Below are 16,364 nucleotides of genomic sequence, written 5' to 3'. Positions count from 1 at the left end.
TGGGGCTGGTGGAGGTGAGGAGTGCGGGGATGATCTGAGTTATTTTTGGCGTAGTTGACTTATGGCAATGCCATATGTGCCATGCGTGCTATAATCTGGTTATCATCCACATAGAGGTAAAAATTATGGGCAGTTTTGTCAGAGACGAGACGTTAGTACACGAAGCTAAAATTGTCTGGCTTGTAGAAGAGGAAGAGATCAGTAAAATGCCTTGGGTGCGAGAGAGCGAAGTAGATTTTTGTAGCAGAAAAGGGGTCTCTAAAGAACGTCTTTCAGAGCTTCAGCAAGAAGGTCAAATCCTGTTGGGCTCTGCAGAATTAAAAGATGGTGCTCCCCCTACTTTTACTGAAGGAAATCAGGAGTATTTTAACAGACGGATTTTCACAATTAGAGAAAAAGACTTTGAAGTTTACAAAGTAAATCACCCACTAGAAGCAGTGGAACCATTAAGTGTAGAACCCAAACTCAAGGGTCTACCTCCGAGTAAAAAATCTCAAATAGCTGTTAGAGTTCCTCCTAGTCTTTTTAGCAAGCTCAAAAGATATGTTCAGCAAACGGGCATATCTCAAACTGATGTCATAGTTAGCGCCCTAGCTAAACACCTAGATTCTGTAGAAGGTGTACCCATGATTCAGAGGATACTAGAACTTGAAAAGAGAGTTGATGCGTTGGAAAGCAAGAGTTAATAGAGGCAGTAATTAGGCCAACAATCCATTTGTAAGGTGGCAACGCACACCTTACTACACAATTTGTATAGACTTTAAACTTAGTGTAAAACGATGGTACAAACAATTCAAGCTAGAAATATTGCACTGAATGATTTGGAAACCAACTTCAAAATTGAGTGGGTTGAAGATGACCAATTCTTTCGCGAGTGGCAAGATGATTTGCCAGAAATCTCGGAAGCTGAAAAACAGCGGCTGGACAGAGTGAAGGCAAGTTACAGGAATTTGCTCAAACATCCGCCACTTCTAGAAAATACAGTCAAAATGGTTGTGCTGTCTCCGTTTTTGGATTTAGCTGATTTCTATCTCGCTCCTTTTCATGTTACTTCAGAAAAGTCTGTAGAAATTATTGACGAAGATGAAGGAATGATTGTCAGAGGACAGTTGGATGTTTTGGCTTTGTTTCAGGAGTTTTGGGTAGTGGTGATCGAGTCCAAGAAGGCTGCGTTTTCTTTGGAGGTCGGGATTCCGCAGTTACTAGCTTATATGTTAGCTAATCTGAGTGCCGATCGACCTACTTACGGATTGTTAATGAATGGGGCAGATTTTCTATTTGTCAAGTTAGTTAAGCGGGAAAAAGCACAGTACGCTTTTTCTCGGAAGTTTTACCTTTTCAATCCGGGGAATGATTTGTACAGCGTGCTGAGTATTTTGAAGCGCCTCGGTCAGTTGAATGTTGGCAATATAGTTTAGAAAGCGATCGCACTCTTCTGGGGGCGATCGCTCACAGACGCGGTTGTACTTCGCTTAAATAAAAAATCAACAATGAACTAATTAGAATCCCCAGTCTTATTTAGACAATTGTTCGCAGTGCCGCTAGCCCCCCAAGGTGTAGTGGGTAAAAATAATAGAAAAATCTTTTTTCTAAAGCCGTTGGTTTTTGGTCTTTAGAGGTATCGTAGTATGCCAGAACTAGCGGTGTGAATATAGCGAAAATTTGAATCCAGCTTTGGCAACTAATTGCATATCCGATATTTGCTATAGTCCAGCCGAACCACCAAAGGCGAGATCCTCCTCCTTTCCACCTAATCATCAATAGCGGGCAAGCCACTGCATACCAGCCGTAACTCACTCCTAAAATTTGAGCAGTTACTAGACCTGTGCTTAAAACTGCAATTTTGCGATCGAAGCGTCGGATGTAGCTCAAAGTTAGTGCTGCTACGGCAAAGCTAAACATGATGTTTAACTGTAAATTGCCAAAAAGTAACATATGAGGTATTTGAGAAAGTACCCCAAATAATATCAGTCGAGTAATTAGAGGATTTTTGTCCCCCGGTCGTTTCCAGTTTTGAGCAAACACCCAACTAAACAACGGAAAACTCAGGCGGCCGATGATACGCATGGGTTCTGCTTCAAGCATCAATCCGATGTGGTCTATTAGCATTAGAGCTGCGGCAAACCATTTAATTTGATTTTGATTCATACAACTTATCCTCCTATTCTGTTATTAAAATTTCGTTTTTTGTACTAATTAAATTTTTTAGTTATTGATAAAATATATTTACATAAGCTAGCTATTTTAGTATGTCTGATATGCTATAAAATGCAGTTTTTGAAGTGTTTTTAAATTTCGATATTTCGGGTTTTATCTATTATTCCTGAAAAATTTATTTGTTTTTATTAAAATCCTCAGTACAATTAAATCGACTGTACCCATAATCTATCCTTAAAGCAACACCTAAATTAAATAGAACAAATTCCATTTAATTTAGGTGTTTTAAAAAATCTACGTAAAAACCCTCTTGTGTACTCCTTAAGGTAGATTTACCTTAAATTTATAGATTCGGAGGAAATAATGATTGAGTTAATTTTACTGACCAAGAATTTCTTGATGGTACCCGCCACGTGATTTATCCGTGGAATCAATCCAAAATCGAAAATCGAAAATCCTCAAGCCCCCGCATTTATCCGTGGGGTCGCCTCTAAAATCTAAAATCTAAAATCTAAAATCTAAAATCGATTGACCTCGATCGCGACTACTACACCGACGACGATGCCTCCGCCGCCTCCAGTGAGTGTTCCATCCAGAATTGCTACAGTGAAGAGGGAACAGGCGCTGACGGTAATTTTTGGCTGGGTACAGGTGCGGTAGAGGGAACAGGCGCTGTTGGTAATTTTTGGCTGGGTACAGGTGCGGTAGAGGGAATAGGAACTGGCGGTAATTTTTGGCTGGGTACAGGTAGGGAAGTTGGTTGAGGTTGCGGTTGAGGCAGACCGGGAACACGGATATATCTCCAATTACCAGTAAACAATAGGTACATAACACCCGCAAGCACGACACCGCTAACAACAGCAGCAGTAATTTTCCAAACACTGTAGGGACGTTCGCCTTGAACTTCCGCGGTGCGTGCATTAACCATTACTTGATATCGCTGGTTTTGATAGCGATAGGCACACAACCACACAGGTAGCAAAATATGCTTAAAAGTGATAGCATTGTAATCAGTAGAAATGCTGTGAACCCGCTGCTCGTCGCCACCAATATTCCTACAAACATCGAAGTGAATAGTACCGGCCATGACATTTTTAGCAGATTCAAATCCTTGAGTGAGAGAAACTTGCGATCGCTGCGCTTCAAACCCAGCTAAATAAGATGAATTGTAAGCGCGCAGCGACTCCTTGAGATGCCAAGGTTCTAACGCATCGAGGCGGGGGCGATCGATCGAACTTGTAGCGGGAATCAGAATATCATCAAAAGAGCGATCGACTCTGCCAGAAGCAGGCCACCACCTGGTATGTTGCACTTGGCGAGTTTTAGTTTCAGTTTCGCCCTGCGAGTTTGTTTCCGTATAAGTTTCAGTCACGTAGTAGTGTTCTCCGCGAGAACCCTGATAGTAACTAACCGTATAAGTGTCGTAAGTCCAAAACGGCAAATAAACCCCTTGAATTTTCTCCTGTTGCGCTAGGGATTTCAAAGCAGAAGGAGCAAACCAGCGATTGCTGAGCCACTTCTGAATGCTTTCTCTGGCCTGTTTATCAGTAACTTCAAAAGGAACAATTCCCTCTGGCTGCACGCTAGGGCTAGCCTTTGCAGGTTGGGTCACAATTGGAGAAGCACAAAATGGGCATTTACCCGCTACTTTCGGCGGTTCAAAAGTAACACTTGCTCCGCAATCATTGCATTTTACTTCTAAGGCTGTTGTTGATAACGTTGTCAGCGCCGTTTCGTCGACTTGGAGATATTGTTCGTAAGAGTTCTCCTTTACCTCTTCAGCAGTTTGGGGAATTGCATCTGTTAGAGTCGATAGAGGCGTTGCCACCTCTACCTCTCCTTCAGAACCGGACGTGAGACTTTCACCTCATCCGGCTCCTTGATAATTCTATCCTTGTTATGGATACGATTCAAGACACGCTATCGGGTTTTGACACTTTCTTTAGAGTGTATTGACCCATCTGTTGCTGTCTTTGTGTCGTGGCAATGTTTATGCAGAAGTTGTAGGTTGTCATAGGTGTCTTTTCCACCTAACGATGTCGGTTTAATATGGTCAACTTCTACAATGTCTGTACAGGTAAAGTACAAACCACAGTGAGGACAAATACCCTTTTGTTTCTTCAAAAGTGTTGCCACTCTGTTAGGTGTATCTGGGAACTCACCTCTTCGCTTACTCCAATAAATCCAGTTACCATCAAATGGACTGGCAGCACCTTTTACTTTGATATACCTTACGATTGGCGTATCTGAATGCCGTTTTAATTCCATCCCATCCTCGGTACTGAAACACCAATTCCTATCGCCTACTGTTCTCCAGTATTTGTTTTTATTGATGCTCCCTTTTCCCCTTTTTCTTGCCCAGGCTCTTAGCTTGTCATAAATTAGGTTGTCAACCTTTGAAAAGGTTTCCTTGCTAACTTTCGTTGAGTAATAGTTTGACCATCCCCTAATAATTGGGTTCAGCCTACTAATTAAAGCGGCTTGTGGGGCGGTTTTATGGGTGTCTATTACTTCTGCAATCTTGGCTAAGTGTGTTTTTACCTTGATTTTTGAGGGTGTGATTAGTGTATTAAAACCTAGTGGCTCCCCGTATGTATTGTTAGCACATCGGTATCTACCCGTTTTGTACTGTTGTACGTGGAACCCTAAAAACTCAAACCCAACATTTCCATTTAATTCGTTAAGGGTGTGGGTTAATTTTGTCTTACTTGGTTTTAACTCCAATCCCATGTCACTTAACCATTCAGCAATTATCTCTTGGCATTTTAGAACTACGTTCAAATCCTGATGAATTATCACGAAGTCGTCAGCGTAACGGATTAAACTCAGTGATTCTCTTCTTAGGAGTTTGTTTAATTTATGTCCTCCAGATGTGATTATCACCAAGGTTTCCGCGTATTGCTTTACTCTTTCTTCAATACCATGCAAGGCAATATTCGCAAGTAGGGGCGAAATTACCCCGCCCTGTGGTGTACCCTCGTTAGAAGGGAACATACTGCCCTGGTCACAGTGTCCCGCCTTGAGCCATGATTTGATTTGACGGTTTAAGGTGGGATATGTACCTATTTTTTCGAGTAATGCTTTGTGGTTTATACGGTCGAAGCATTTGGCAATATCAGCATCTAGTACATACTTGGCTTTCTGCTTGATACAGTCAAATATTGCTTGAATCGCATCGTGACATGAGCGTCCTGGTCGAAAACCGTAAGAGTTTGGCTCGAATTTTGCCTCCCATTCTGGTTCTAACGCTAGTTTAACTAACGCTTGCAATGCGCGGTCGCTTATTGTAGGTATTCCTAATGGTCTAGTTTCGGTTGTTCCGGGTTTGGGAATATTAACCCTACGAGTGGGTTTTGCCTTGCCTTCCAACTTTAACTTATCAACCAGGTTAGTACGTTGCTTTGGATTTAGTGATTTAATGCCATCCACACCAGCCGTATTTTTACCTTGGTTATCTTGTGTCACCCTACGTACCGCAATACATTTTGCAGACCAAGACCTAATCAGGGTCTTCTGAAGTTTGCGAACTGCTTTAACATTCCCACGTTCACTCGCTTGGAATATTCGCTTTTGCAACTTAAAAGTCACCCGCTCTAGCTTTCGCCAATTGATGTCTTTCCACTCCACCGTCTGATTGTTCAGCGTTTTAGATATGTTCATTGCTACTTATTCTATTCCGTTGGAATTACCGTGTATCTGTCAGCCTATCCACACCATTACAGTGAGGCATTCGCTTTTGATACAATCCCTCTCTCTTAAACCATTCGTTAGCTACTTACTGAATATCGACCTATCCAGAGATTTAAGAGAGTTACTTCGTTCCGATTACACATTGTTTGAGTCTTTAGCGTGATGCTATCCACCGGGTTTACGGGCGGTGCTGATAAGTCGTTATTGAAAACGCTTACGCCCTATCCTTGCCTTTTGGCTTGGTGTTAATCAGTCTTTACCGTATCTTTCAACGGGTTTATTCTTGATTGAGCCATTACACCATTACTGCTTACGATGGTTCGACCACATCTTTGCTTGCGCTACGCATGGACTCTTGCTCGGTAGTTACCGGGTTCGGCTCCTAGTAGTTCTACCTTTTACCCCCGCTTTAACCTATTAGTTGCTAGCCAATACATTAGGGGGTATGCTTTCACCTCTGCACTTGAGGGACAGGACTAACCGCACAGCGGTGTACCTGCAAATGTAACCAGTTATCACTAACTGCCTATGCAGCTAGGTTAACCATCCCATAAGGATTTAAAGCCTTATTTTAGGTTAAACGAATCGCACTCCCAGCCGCAGTAAGCACACTTGAGCTTTCCTGCTTGGGGGTTGAACTCTAAATAAGCCCCGCAGCTAGGACAGGGAAAACGTTTAACAGCAGGTTCCGAAGTATTCATAATGGTTAATTGGTGATGTAATTGGTAATTGGTAATCGGGAAAGCATCCCAATTACCAACTACCAATTAACTAAATATGCAAAATTTTAGGCGGAGGCTGGCGGCGGAGGCGGCGGTACTGTCGCCAACAAAGATGCTAATTCCGGCACTTGCGATGCTAACTTCCAGCCGTCAAAACCCGCACGCCACACCATTACCTGATGTGTCAAACCATTTTGCAGAAGTTGATGCAATCCAAAAGGGCCTGATTGTTGACCGTTCTGGGCAATATACCACTGATGTTGTGTTGGCGGGGGAGGTGGCGGCGGAGTTTGGGATGCTGGTGACTGCATCATATTTGTCATTTGTTGACCTAGTGCCATTCCCATGCCAAATTCTAATGCTTGATTGCCGCCGCTAGGGTTATTTGCTGATGCTTCTATAGCGTTAGCAGCTTGATATTGGGTATATTGCTGCATATTTCCCAGAAGTCCGATCGAGGCTCGTTTGTCGAGTGCTTCTTCAACTTCAGGCGGCATCGAGATATTTTCAATTAATAGCTGAGTTAACTCTAACCCAAACTGCTGGATACTTGGCTCTATGGCAACTCGCACCTGTTCGCCCATGTGGGTGTAGTTGGCTGCAAAGTCCAGCAGGGGAACGCGGGAATTGCCAACCCAATTGGCAAAGGCACTGACTATTGTATTGCGGAGTTGATCGCTGATTTCATCTAGTTGAAATAGTCCGTCAGTGCTGATGAGTTGTTTTAAGAGTTGTTCGGGATGAGAAACTTTAATGTTGTATGTGCCAAAAGCCCGCATTCGCACTGGGCCGAGTTCTGGATCGCGGATAATTACAGGGTTAGAGGTTCCCCATCTCAGGTTGGTAAATATTTTGGTGTTAAAAAAGTAGACTTCTGCTTTGAAGGGAGAGTTGAAACCGTAGGGCCAACCTTGGAGGGTGCTGAGTACGGGTAAGTTGCGGGTGTACAGTTCGTGCATTCCCGGATCGAAGACATCGGCAACTTGGCCTTCGCTGACAAAGACTGCTATTTGTCCTGGTCGTACAGTTAGTTTAGCACCTTGTTTAATTTCGTTTTGGTGACGCTCAAATCGATAGGCAATGGTATCGCTGGTATTGTCTAACCATTGGATGATATCGACAAATTCGCCGCGAATTTTGTCAAAGAGTCCCATAGATTTATTTTGGGTTGTTATTTGATTTTAGCTTCAAGAGGAGCGATCGGAGTTCCCGATCGCCATTGTAAAGTTTTTAAGTGCGATCGCTGGGGATGGGCGCGATCGCCCTTGCAGACAATTCACAATTCTGGTTCAATTCCAGCCGATCGCAACTGAGCGCGCAATTGCTCTAATTGGTCTTGTGCTTGTTGAGCTCTTTCTTGTTCGCGATCGGCTCTTTCTGCTCCCGATAACAACAGATTCCCTTGACTATCCCACCAGCGCCGCCAAGGTAACTCAACATTTTGATACCTTCCTTGCCAAATTCCCAATTCCACTCCTAACGGTTCAACGGGATAATGCCCGCGCTCATTTGTAGCAACTAATTGATACCTATCTTCGATCAGGTGATAGACTTCAACGCTAGCCTTAGTTACTTCATAAATCCCGTAAAATGCCGGACGGATGACATTTTCATAAATCCAGAATTTACCCGGCTTAGTTTCCTGTTGACCGGAACGCAACAAAGGCGTCCTGTCCCGTTCTTCTGCACCATTGCCCGATACAAATTCTAACACAATTAACGGTGCTACAAATTCTTGCCACATCACATAAGAACGGCGCAATTGACCGTCAATAGTTGGCGGGACATTAGGCACATAAAACCAGTCCGGTGCTTCCGCACCCCGTTCTAGCGGCTCAGTTAATCGCCAATAAATGCCGCTGTCTTGACCGATACAATAGTTACCATCTGGATGAATGCTTTGGAAGACGGGAGTAATTGAATCGGTTAACAGAATGCTTTGGGGATGTTCTTGGAAATTTTTCACAAAAGTGCCGTCGGATTCGGGTAGCTGATTATGGTCTGGCCAGCCTGTAGGGTTGTTTTCTACATCTAGGGTGAATTTCATAATGTTATTTTGATTGGAGGCCTTTTTGAGAGGGAGGGCGATCGCACTTTGAATCTCGATTCTATCTGATGTAAACTGTGTAATTACTCACTCTAGCTCCGCTTCACATCATCCCATTTCAACCAACCGACACGATCGCGATTTCCGCCAGCAGCTTTTAACTCATTTAATGCTTGTTTGGCAATTGGCAAATCTTCTAAATTCTCTAACCATTTGATGAGTGGTTGCCAAGTTTCGACATCTAATACAGCAACTTGTTTGCCTTTTAGATTGAGAAACTCAACTGACTACAATACTTCTAATCCAGGCATTCAGGCTACCTCTATGTTAATGATAGATATAACTTTTGCTCTCCATTCTAATCAATTGGCTTCTCGGTTGCTGCGCCAAACCGTAGGGAAAAAAGGTCGATCGCACCCAGCCACACCCAGCAACCTGAACCGCAGGTGAGGCAATCCCCCTGCAGCCCCCGCTTCTCGACGCGGTACAATAAATGCAATCATACTTAACGCTTATATTGAAAAGGCTACACACAACGCCACAGGAGACAACTGACGCATGGGTAAAGTAGTTGGCATTGACCTCGGAACAACAAACTCAGTAGTAGCCGTCATGGAAGGCGGCAAACCGGTTGTGATTGCCAATGCAGAAGGGATGCGGACAACTCCCTCGGTAGTCGCTTTCACAAAGGAAGGAGAACGCCTTGTGGGACAGATGGCCAGACGCCAGACTGTTCTCAACCCGCAAAACACCTTTTACGCCGTCAAGCGGTACATCGGACGCAAATATACCGAACTGACTCCAGAATCAAAGCGCGTTCCTTACACAACTCGCCGCGACGACAACGGGAACATCAAAGTCAAGTGTCCCCGCTTGAAAAAAGATTTTGCCCCAGAGGAAATTTCGGCGATGGTGTTGCGGAAACTGGCCGATGAAGCCAGCCGCTATCTGGGACAAGAGGTGACGGGGGCTGTAATTACTGTTCCCGCTTATTTCAATGACTCCCAGCGGCAGGCGACGCGGGATGCGGGACGAATTGCCGGACTTGATGTTAAGCGGATTTTAAATGAGCCGACCGCGGCTTCTTTGGCTTACGGTTTGGAGAGGCGAGAAAGTCAAACTATTTTAGTGTTTGATTTGGGCGGCGGCACTTTTGATGTATCTATCTTAGACGTGGGGGATGGAGTATTTGAAGTTAAAGCAACTAGCGGCGATACTCAATTGGGCGGCAATGATTTTGACTCCAAAATTGTGGATTGGTTGGCCGAACAATTCTTAGAAAAAGAAGGAATTGATTTGCGACGCAACCGCCAAGCTTTGCAGCGATTGATCGAAGCGGCAGAAAAAGCCAAGATAGAGCTGTCGGGAGTCGGTGTCACGGAGATTAATTTGCCGTTTATCGATGCGAATGAAGATGGGCCTTTGCATCTGGAAACGCGATTAACTCGCGGTCAATTTGAGGGGCTCTGCACTGATTTGGTGCAGCGGTTGCGGCGGCCGGTCAAACAAGCTTTGGCTGATGCAAGTTTGAGTCCTTCTCGCATTGATGAGGTTGTGTTGGTCGGCGGTTCGACTCGCATTCCTTTGGTGCAGGAAGTGGTTCGCAGTTTGATCGATCGAGAACCCAATCAAAATGTCAATCCCGATGAAGTTGTGGCGGTGGGTGCGGCAATTCAAGCGGGGATTTTGGGTGGCGATGTCCGCGATGTGCTGCTGTTGGATGTGACGCCGCTGTCGCTGGGTTTGGAAACGATCGGCGGGGTGATGAAAAAACTGATTCCGAGGAATACTACTATTCCCGTCAGGCGATCGGACATTTTTTCGACTGCTGAAAACAACCAAACTGTGGTAGAAATTCACGTAATCCAAGGGGAACGGGAATTAGGCAGAGATAATAAGTCTTTGGGACGGTTTAAACTAACTGGAATTCCGCCGGCACCGCGAGGGATTCCGCAAGTACAAGTAGCTTTTGATATTGATGCTAACGGGATGCTGTTGGTGACTGCTTTGGACAAAACTACCGGCAGGGAACAAAGCATTACTGTGCAAGGTGCTTCGACGCTGACTCAGCAGGAAGTGAATCAAATGATTCGCGATGCGGAACAGTTTGCTCAAGCTGATAAGTTGCAGCGGGAAAAGGTGGAAAAACGCAATCGCGCTGAAGCTTTAGCTTATCAAGCCGAGCGGCAGTTGCGAGAAGTTGCGCTCGATCGCGGAATGCAGTTTGCTCAAAGAAGCCGCCAGCGAATTGAAACTTTAATTCGGGAATTGCGAGACAGTTTGGAACGCAATGATGAGCGGGGAGTTGACCAAGTTGGTTCGGATTTGCAGGATGCTCTTTACGATTTGAGCCGGGAAGTTTCCGCGTTTGCTGATGATGACGATGATGATGATTTCTTTGAGTCTGTGAAGCGGACTTTTACGGGCGACGGTACCAAGCGGCGCAGCGATGACAGCAGCTATTATACCAATGCTAAACCGTACAGGCGATCGACTGTCGATCCAATTCCCGATCGTCCATACGATCGTATGAACGATCGCATGGGCGATCGTATGGGCGATCGCATGGGCGATCGTAGAAGCAGTGCTAATCGCCCCACTCGGCCTTATCAAAATCAAAGCGACGATTGGGATGATGACGACGATTGGTTGTAATTAGTGGTTAGTCATTAGTCCCTAGTCATTAGTCCCTAGTTTGAAGCAGGGAAGCAGCATGACTAATGACTAATGACTAATAATTAATAACTAATGACTAATAACTAATGACTAATGACTAACTATGCAGAATTTTCGCAATTACTATCTAATTTTGGGAGTGCCCAAAGATGCCACGGCTGATGAGATAAAAAAAGCCTATCGACGGTTAGCCAGACAGTTGCACCCTGATGTAAATCCGGGGGACAAATCTGCTGAAGATAGGTTTAAGGATATTAATGAAGCTTATGATATTCTTTCCGATCTCGACAAGCGCGCTCAATACGATCAGTTTAGTAAATTCTGGAAACAAAAGGGATTTCAAGGAAAGCAAGGGGTGCGACTTCCCAATTTCAAAACTTGGGGAAACAGTAAAACTACCCGCAAAAAACCGGCCGAAGATGTCGATTTTAGTGATTACTCGGATTTTAATAAATTTCTCGATCAAGTGCTCGGAAGACGCCGGGAAGTGAGGATGGCGACAGCGAATGATGCACCGGGAGTAGCCTCCTCTGAACCGTGGAGCACGGCTTCTAAGAAAACGAGTTATGTTGCTAATTCTCGCCCACCTAGAAGGGATTTCGACGATCGCGAAATGCGACGAGAAACAGTTGATCGCGAAATGCGACGGGAGATAGTCGATCGCGAAATCAGAAGGGATATAGTCGATCGCGAAATGCGACGGGAAATTAGGGAAACAGTCGATCGCGAAACCAGAAGAGACATTGAGGCCAGGCTAACTCTGCCTTTGGAAAGGGCTTATTCGGGTGGTACTGAGCGAATTCGTCTGGAAGATGGGCGAGCGATCGAGGTGAATCTGCCTCCTGCTATGGTATCAGGCCAGCGGATTCGCTTGCGAAATCAAGGTATGGGCGGCGGGGATTTATATTTGAAAATCACGGTTTCTCCCCATCCATTTTTTCGATTGGAAATGTCGGATATTTGCTGCGAATTGCCACTGACTCCCAGCGAAGCGGTGTTGGGTGGAGATATTGAAGTACCGACGCTGGATGGCCTGGTAAAGATGAAATTGCCGCCGGGAGTAACGTCTGGAAAGCGGTTGCGGCTGGCTAACAAGGGCTATCCGACAGGAAATGGCGATCGGGGCGATCAATTGGTAGAAATTCAGGTGTTAATTCCCAAAGAAATTAGCGAGGAGGAACGGGAATTATACGAAAAGTTGCGGGAGGTTGAGTCTTTTAAACCGCGTCAAGATTTATCTGTTTAATGTAGAGTACGCAATGCGCCCGTTTAATTTTGTAGGGGCGCAATGATGCGCGCCTTACTACTCACTGTGTACGAAAAATTAGGAGATGCTTGGCTAAATTTTACTGACATATTACATTTAGCCACTTGGCTGTAAATAGATGATATCAAATCCGTTGGCATCGCAATTATTCATCTCTGGTTGCTATTCCTCAGCGCCCTCTGCATTAAGAGCGGTTTAATCCTTCCGAAACAACAATAAACGATAGGATTTGTCGCCCGAATAGCCGATCGCACTTTTAGCAATCCTGGATCGCATAAGTAAAATTACTGTTGTGATTATTCCTGAACTAGCAGAGAATTAACAATAAGGTAATTTTTCCACAATCAGGAGCAGTCTGCCGCGATGACTCAAATGCCCCCTCAATGCAACAATCTGCAAGAGCAAGTTGACTCTTTACTGCAACTGCTGCGTCAGGAATCGTCTTTGCGACAACAAGATATCACGGCGGTACAAGCTTCTCTGAAGAAGGCAATTTCTCCTGAGTTTGAAATTGTGTTTGCTGGCGCTTTCAGTGCGGGAAAATCTATGTTAATTAATGCTTTGTTGGAGCGGGAATTGCTCTACAGTGCAGAAGGACACGCGACAGGTACGGAATGTTATATCGCTTTTGCCGAGCCGGAAAAAGAGCGCGTTGTTCTCACTTTCTTGAGCGAGTTTGAGATTAGCCAGCAAGCTTCTGTGCTTTGCCATCAGTTAGGTTTAGCTACTGAACTTAATATTAATCAAACAGATGTAGTGTCGCTGTTGTCTCAGGGATGTAACATAATTATTGAAACGGAAGGTGGCGAAAATAAATCCGAGGTAGCCAAAAAAGCTAAGGCTTTGATGCTGCTGTTAGAAGGTTTTGAGGCAAATCGCGATCGCATCCAAACTCTCCAAAACGCTACCTACTCGATGGAACAGTTTAATTTTTCCAATCTCAAGGAAGCTGCTAGTTATGCCCGTCGCGGTAGTAACAGTGCTGTACTCAAGCGAGTGGAATATTACTGTTATCATCCGCTGCTGCAAGATGGCAATATTATTATCGATACGCCGGGAATTGATGCGCCGGTGCAGCGGGATGCAGAATTGACTTATGATAAGATTGAAAGCCCCGATACTTCGGCGGTTGTCTGCGTTTTGAAAGCGGCTTCGTCTGGGGAAATGACAACGGAAGAAACCGAGTTGATGGAAAAGACACGGGGAAATCCGGGAATTCGCGATCGACTGTTTTACATTTTCAACCGCATTGACGAAACTTGGTATAACACGCAACTGCGACAGCGCTTAGAAAATCTGATTAATTCTGACTTTCGCGATACTGCGAGAGTTTACAAAACTAGCGGATTGTTGGGATTTTACGGGAGTTTGATTCGAGGGACAACAGGGCGCGATCGCTTTGGTTTAAATACAATCTTTGCCACCAATCAAGGGCGAGTTTCGGGAGAGGATAAATTAGATTCAGAATTGCTCGAAAATAGTGAAGAAACTCCGCAATTTGTTAGTGAGTTTAATCGCTACTGTGCGAATTCCGGCAAGCTATCTCCGAGCAAATTTCGCATTTCAGTTAACAGCTACGAAACACCCAATGAAAACTACGTGCGGATTCTGGCAGAGCAAGGACAACCATTAATTGGTCAATTAATTCAAGATAGCGGGATAGAAGATTTTCGCACAGCCATCACCCGTTACCTCACAGAAGAAAAACGCCCGCAACTGTTCAAAAATTTAGCTGACGACTTAGAAGACTTGTGCATTCAACTGCGGAAACATTACCAAACAATTCAGCGGAATTTGGACAGCCAGCCCCGCGAAATTGAAGCGATGAAAGCACAGGAACTTTTGCGACTAAATCAAGAGTTGCAGCAAGTCGGACAGGATTTTCGGGAACATATCGCCGAAGAAGTCAATGAAATGATTATGAACAGATGCGATATTTTCGATATAGACTTTCGGCAATTGCAATCTCGGATGATCCGCCGCTTGGATGAATTGTTAGACGGATTTTCCGTTGAGGCCGCTTACGGACGCACTTTGCGGAATCATCCCCGCAATGCTACAGCACCTTTAATTGCTGTTTTAGTTGAAGCGCTTTATTATTTAGCGAATCAGTTGGAAGATATTTTAGTAGAGGCTACTAAGTCACTGGTTGATAATTATTTCCAGTATTTGAAAGACAGTGTTCGCAAGTCGGAATACTATCGATTACTCTATCGGCTGTTGGGGAATGATGGGGGAATTGAACAGCAGTTAGAGGAGTTATCAAAGCGGGTTTCTGATGCTTTGGTAAATGCGGCGGGCGTTGAGTGCGATCGCTACGTGCGAGAAAGTCCCCGTTTTTACGACGAAGGCACATTTTCGATTTATCAATTCCGGGAAACATTGCAGCAAACTTCTCAAGGTTTTGACTGCGAAAATATGGTGGACGCCCAACCTGCAATTCGGCAATTATTGCGGCTAGATTTTGAGCCGAAAGTATCTAGAACTATTCGGCAAACTTTCCGCCAAACTGTCAACCAAACCCTGAAAGAGCATTTGTTGCCGCTGGCCCAAAAGCAAGCTGATGATATTTTGCAGAAATACAGTCAAGCCCGCGATTATTTGGAGCAAACTTTGGCACAGGAGGCGGAGGAGAAAATTGCCCGTAACCAGCGGCTGCAAGCTGAGAATGAAGAAAAGATCAAAGAGTACGATCGGGCGGTTTCTGGGATTAATAGTTGTTTGCAGGCCATGAAGTTGCACGAGCATTTGTTGCCTGTAATTGAACAAAATGATAGCGTTTCGGTGGATGGTGAATGATTGCAATTTTGGCGATCGGAAATCGGCGATTTCCGATCGCCCGGTATGTTTGCTTGGTTTTTGTAGACGAAATTTTCCTCGCCCGGTATCTATTCAAACTAAATAATACTTGTACAATTTTCACCAAAAACCATTATAATTACAATAGCCCAAACCGGAAATAAAAATGAAGGATAACTTTGATTCACTGAAACGTGACGATGTGGTGTCTGTATATTCGGATCACATTTTAGTCACCAACCGCACCTTTACAATAAGTGAGTTTATTGCAGCGATGATGACTCTAATAAAAGCTCAAGCGGGATGGACAGAATTAAAAGAAACTTGGTTTAGAGAAGGAATAGATTGTAAAATACTTAAGCCAGGTGCTAAGAGTTGGCAAAGAGGAAAAGTGAGAATTACTTTAGAGTTTCAGCCTGAAGAGCTTGAAGTTGGAGAAATTGCCGAAACGGGAAAATCACCAGATACTAAAGTTGTTTCTCCTCTGGAAGATTTGCGTCAAAAAATGCCTAAAGAGAGTTAGCAAAACAAGATGACTAAAACCCCTAGAATCCCCATTCCACCCGAAGTCAGAAAATATGTATTCGATCGCAATAAATACCAGTGCCAAAGCTGCGGCCAAACCAAACTAGAAACCCAACTGACGATCGATCATATCATCCCCCTAGCGCGCGGCGGCAGCAACGACATCAGCAACTTGCAAACCCTCTGCGGCACCTGCAACCAAAAGAAAACCGACAAACTAGACCCCCGCTTCCGCCGTCACTTTGACCTTTGATATTTAACAGTATAATAAAATCAGCAATTTAAGATTGAAATTGCTAACCTCTGTTCGATCGCACTTTTAATCCCTAGCTTGGATAACTGCAATGGTGACAAAAACAGTTGACGTGCAAGAAGCACAGACAAATTTAAAAGAGTTATTATCTTTCAATACTCCGGACAGTTTTTAAAGAGGGATGCGACGCCTACGGCAAGCAACGCTTACGCAATAAATCACAGAAGC

At 44.4% G+C, this 16,364-nt stretch carries 14 protein-coding genes; 7 read left to right on the top strand and 7 right to left on the bottom strand.

Annotated features, from left to right (window positions below; all coding sequences use genetic code 11):
- Window positions 1–125: 125 nt before the first annotated feature.
- Together QUA70_RS22145 and QUA70_RS22140 are read left to right on the top strand one after the other, a co-directional pair.
- Window positions 126–686, top strand: coding sequence for a DUF6009 family protein (locus QUA70_RS22145; RefSeq protein WP_333331196.1), 561 nt, complete (start codon window positions 126–128; stop codon window positions 684–686).
- Window positions 687–779: 93 nt separating this feature from the next.
- Window positions 780–1,418 (top strand): restriction endonuclease subunit R, encoded by a 639-nt coding sequence (locus QUA70_RS22140; RefSeq protein ID WP_333349900.1) that lies wholly within the window; start codon window positions 780–782, stop codon window positions 1,416–1,418.
- A 100-nt stretch (window positions 1,419–1,518) separates the two neighbouring features.
- Here QUA70_RS22140 and QUA70_RS22135 read toward each other — a convergent pair whose 3' ends face one another.
- From QUA70_RS22135 to QUA70_RS22105, 7 genes are all read right to left on the bottom strand, one after another.
- The gene (locus QUA70_RS22135) at window positions 1,519–2,148 is read right to left on the bottom strand and encodes a TraX family protein (RefSeq protein ID WP_333349898.1); all 630 of its coding nucleotides are present in this window, start codon (window positions 2,146–2,148) and stop codon (window positions 1,519–1,521) included.
- 610 nt (window positions 2,149–2,758) lie between these two features.
- Window positions 2,759–3,985 carry a hypothetical protein gene (locus QUA70_RS22130; RefSeq protein WP_333349897.1) on the bottom strand — a complete coding sequence of 409 codons (1,227 nt, stop codon included), beginning with the start codon at window positions 3,983–3,985 and terminating at the stop codon, window positions 2,759–2,761.
- A 92-nt stretch (window positions 3,986–4,077) separates the two neighbouring features.
- Window positions 4,078–5,817 (bottom strand): group II intron reverse transcriptase/maturase, encoded by a 1,740-nt coding sequence (ltrA, locus tag QUA70_RS22125; protein ID WP_333336321.1) that lies wholly within the window; start codon window positions 5,815–5,817, stop codon window positions 4,078–4,080.
- A gap of 596 nt (window positions 5,818–6,413) precedes the next feature.
- Entirely contained in the window at window positions 6,414–6,548 is a 135-nt protein-coding gene (locus QUA70_RS22120) for a hypothetical protein (RefSeq protein WP_333410680.1), read from the bottom strand.
- An 86-nt stretch (window positions 6,549–6,634) separates the two neighbouring features.
- Window positions 6,635–7,723 (bottom strand): SPFH domain-containing protein, encoded by a 1,089-nt coding sequence (locus tag QUA70_RS22115; protein WP_333349895.1) that lies wholly within the window; start codon window positions 7,721–7,723, stop codon window positions 6,635–6,637.
- A 122-nt stretch (window positions 7,724–7,845) separates the two neighbouring features.
- Entirely contained in the window at window positions 7,846–8,616 is a 771-nt protein-coding gene (locus QUA70_RS22110; protein ID WP_333349891.1) for a Uma2 family endonuclease, read from the bottom strand.
- A gap of 362 nt (window positions 8,617–8,978) precedes the next feature.
- Window positions 8,979–9,119 (bottom strand): hypothetical protein, encoded by a 141-nt coding sequence (locus QUA70_RS22105; RefSeq protein WP_333349889.1) that lies wholly within the window; start codon window positions 9,117–9,119, stop codon window positions 8,979–8,981.
- A gap of 55 nt (window positions 9,120–9,174) precedes the next feature.
- Here QUA70_RS22105 and dnaK point away from each other — a divergent pair, with 55 nt between their 5' ends.
- The 5 genes from dnaK to QUA70_RS22080 all read left to right on the top strand — a co-directional run bounded on the left by dnaK (window position 9,175) and on the right by QUA70_RS22080 (window position 16,136).
- Window positions 9,175–11,271, top strand: a complete 2,097-nt coding sequence (gene dnaK / locus QUA70_RS22100; protein ID WP_333349887.1) for a molecular chaperone DnaK — start codon at window positions 9,175–9,177, stop codon at window positions 11,269–11,271.
- Between the two features lie 124 nt (window positions 11,272–11,395).
- Window positions 11,396–12,538, top strand: a complete 1,143-nt coding sequence (locus tag QUA70_RS22095; RefSeq protein WP_333331228.1) for a DnaJ C-terminal domain-containing protein — start codon at window positions 11,396–11,398, stop codon at window positions 12,536–12,538.
- Window positions 12,539–12,922: 384 nt separating this feature from the next.
- Window positions 12,923–15,358: a dynamin-like GTPase family protein gene (locus QUA70_RS22090; RefSeq protein WP_333349885.1), complete on the top strand. Its 2,436-nt coding sequence runs from the start codon at window positions 12,923–12,925 to the stop codon at window positions 15,356–15,358.
- Window positions 15,359–15,524: 166 nt separating this feature from the next.
- Window positions 15,525–15,881, top strand: coding sequence for a KGK domain-containing protein (locus QUA70_RS22085; protein WP_333349883.1), 357 nt, complete (start codon window positions 15,525–15,527; stop codon window positions 15,879–15,881).
- 9 nt (window positions 15,882–15,890) lie between these two features.
- Entirely contained in the window at window positions 15,891–16,136 is a 246-nt protein-coding gene (locus QUA70_RS22080) for an HNH endonuclease (protein WP_333349881.1), read from the top strand.
- The last annotated feature ends 228 nt before the right edge of the window (window positions 16,137–16,364 follow it).

The organism is Microcoleus sp. LAD1_D5, assembly GCF_036702115.1.
Taxonomy (GTDB): Bacteria; Cyanobacteriota; Cyanobacteriia; order Cyanobacteriales; family Microcoleaceae; genus Microcoleus.
Note: the sequence above shows the minus strand (reverse complement) of the source record. Positions and strands in the feature narration are given on the sequence as shown.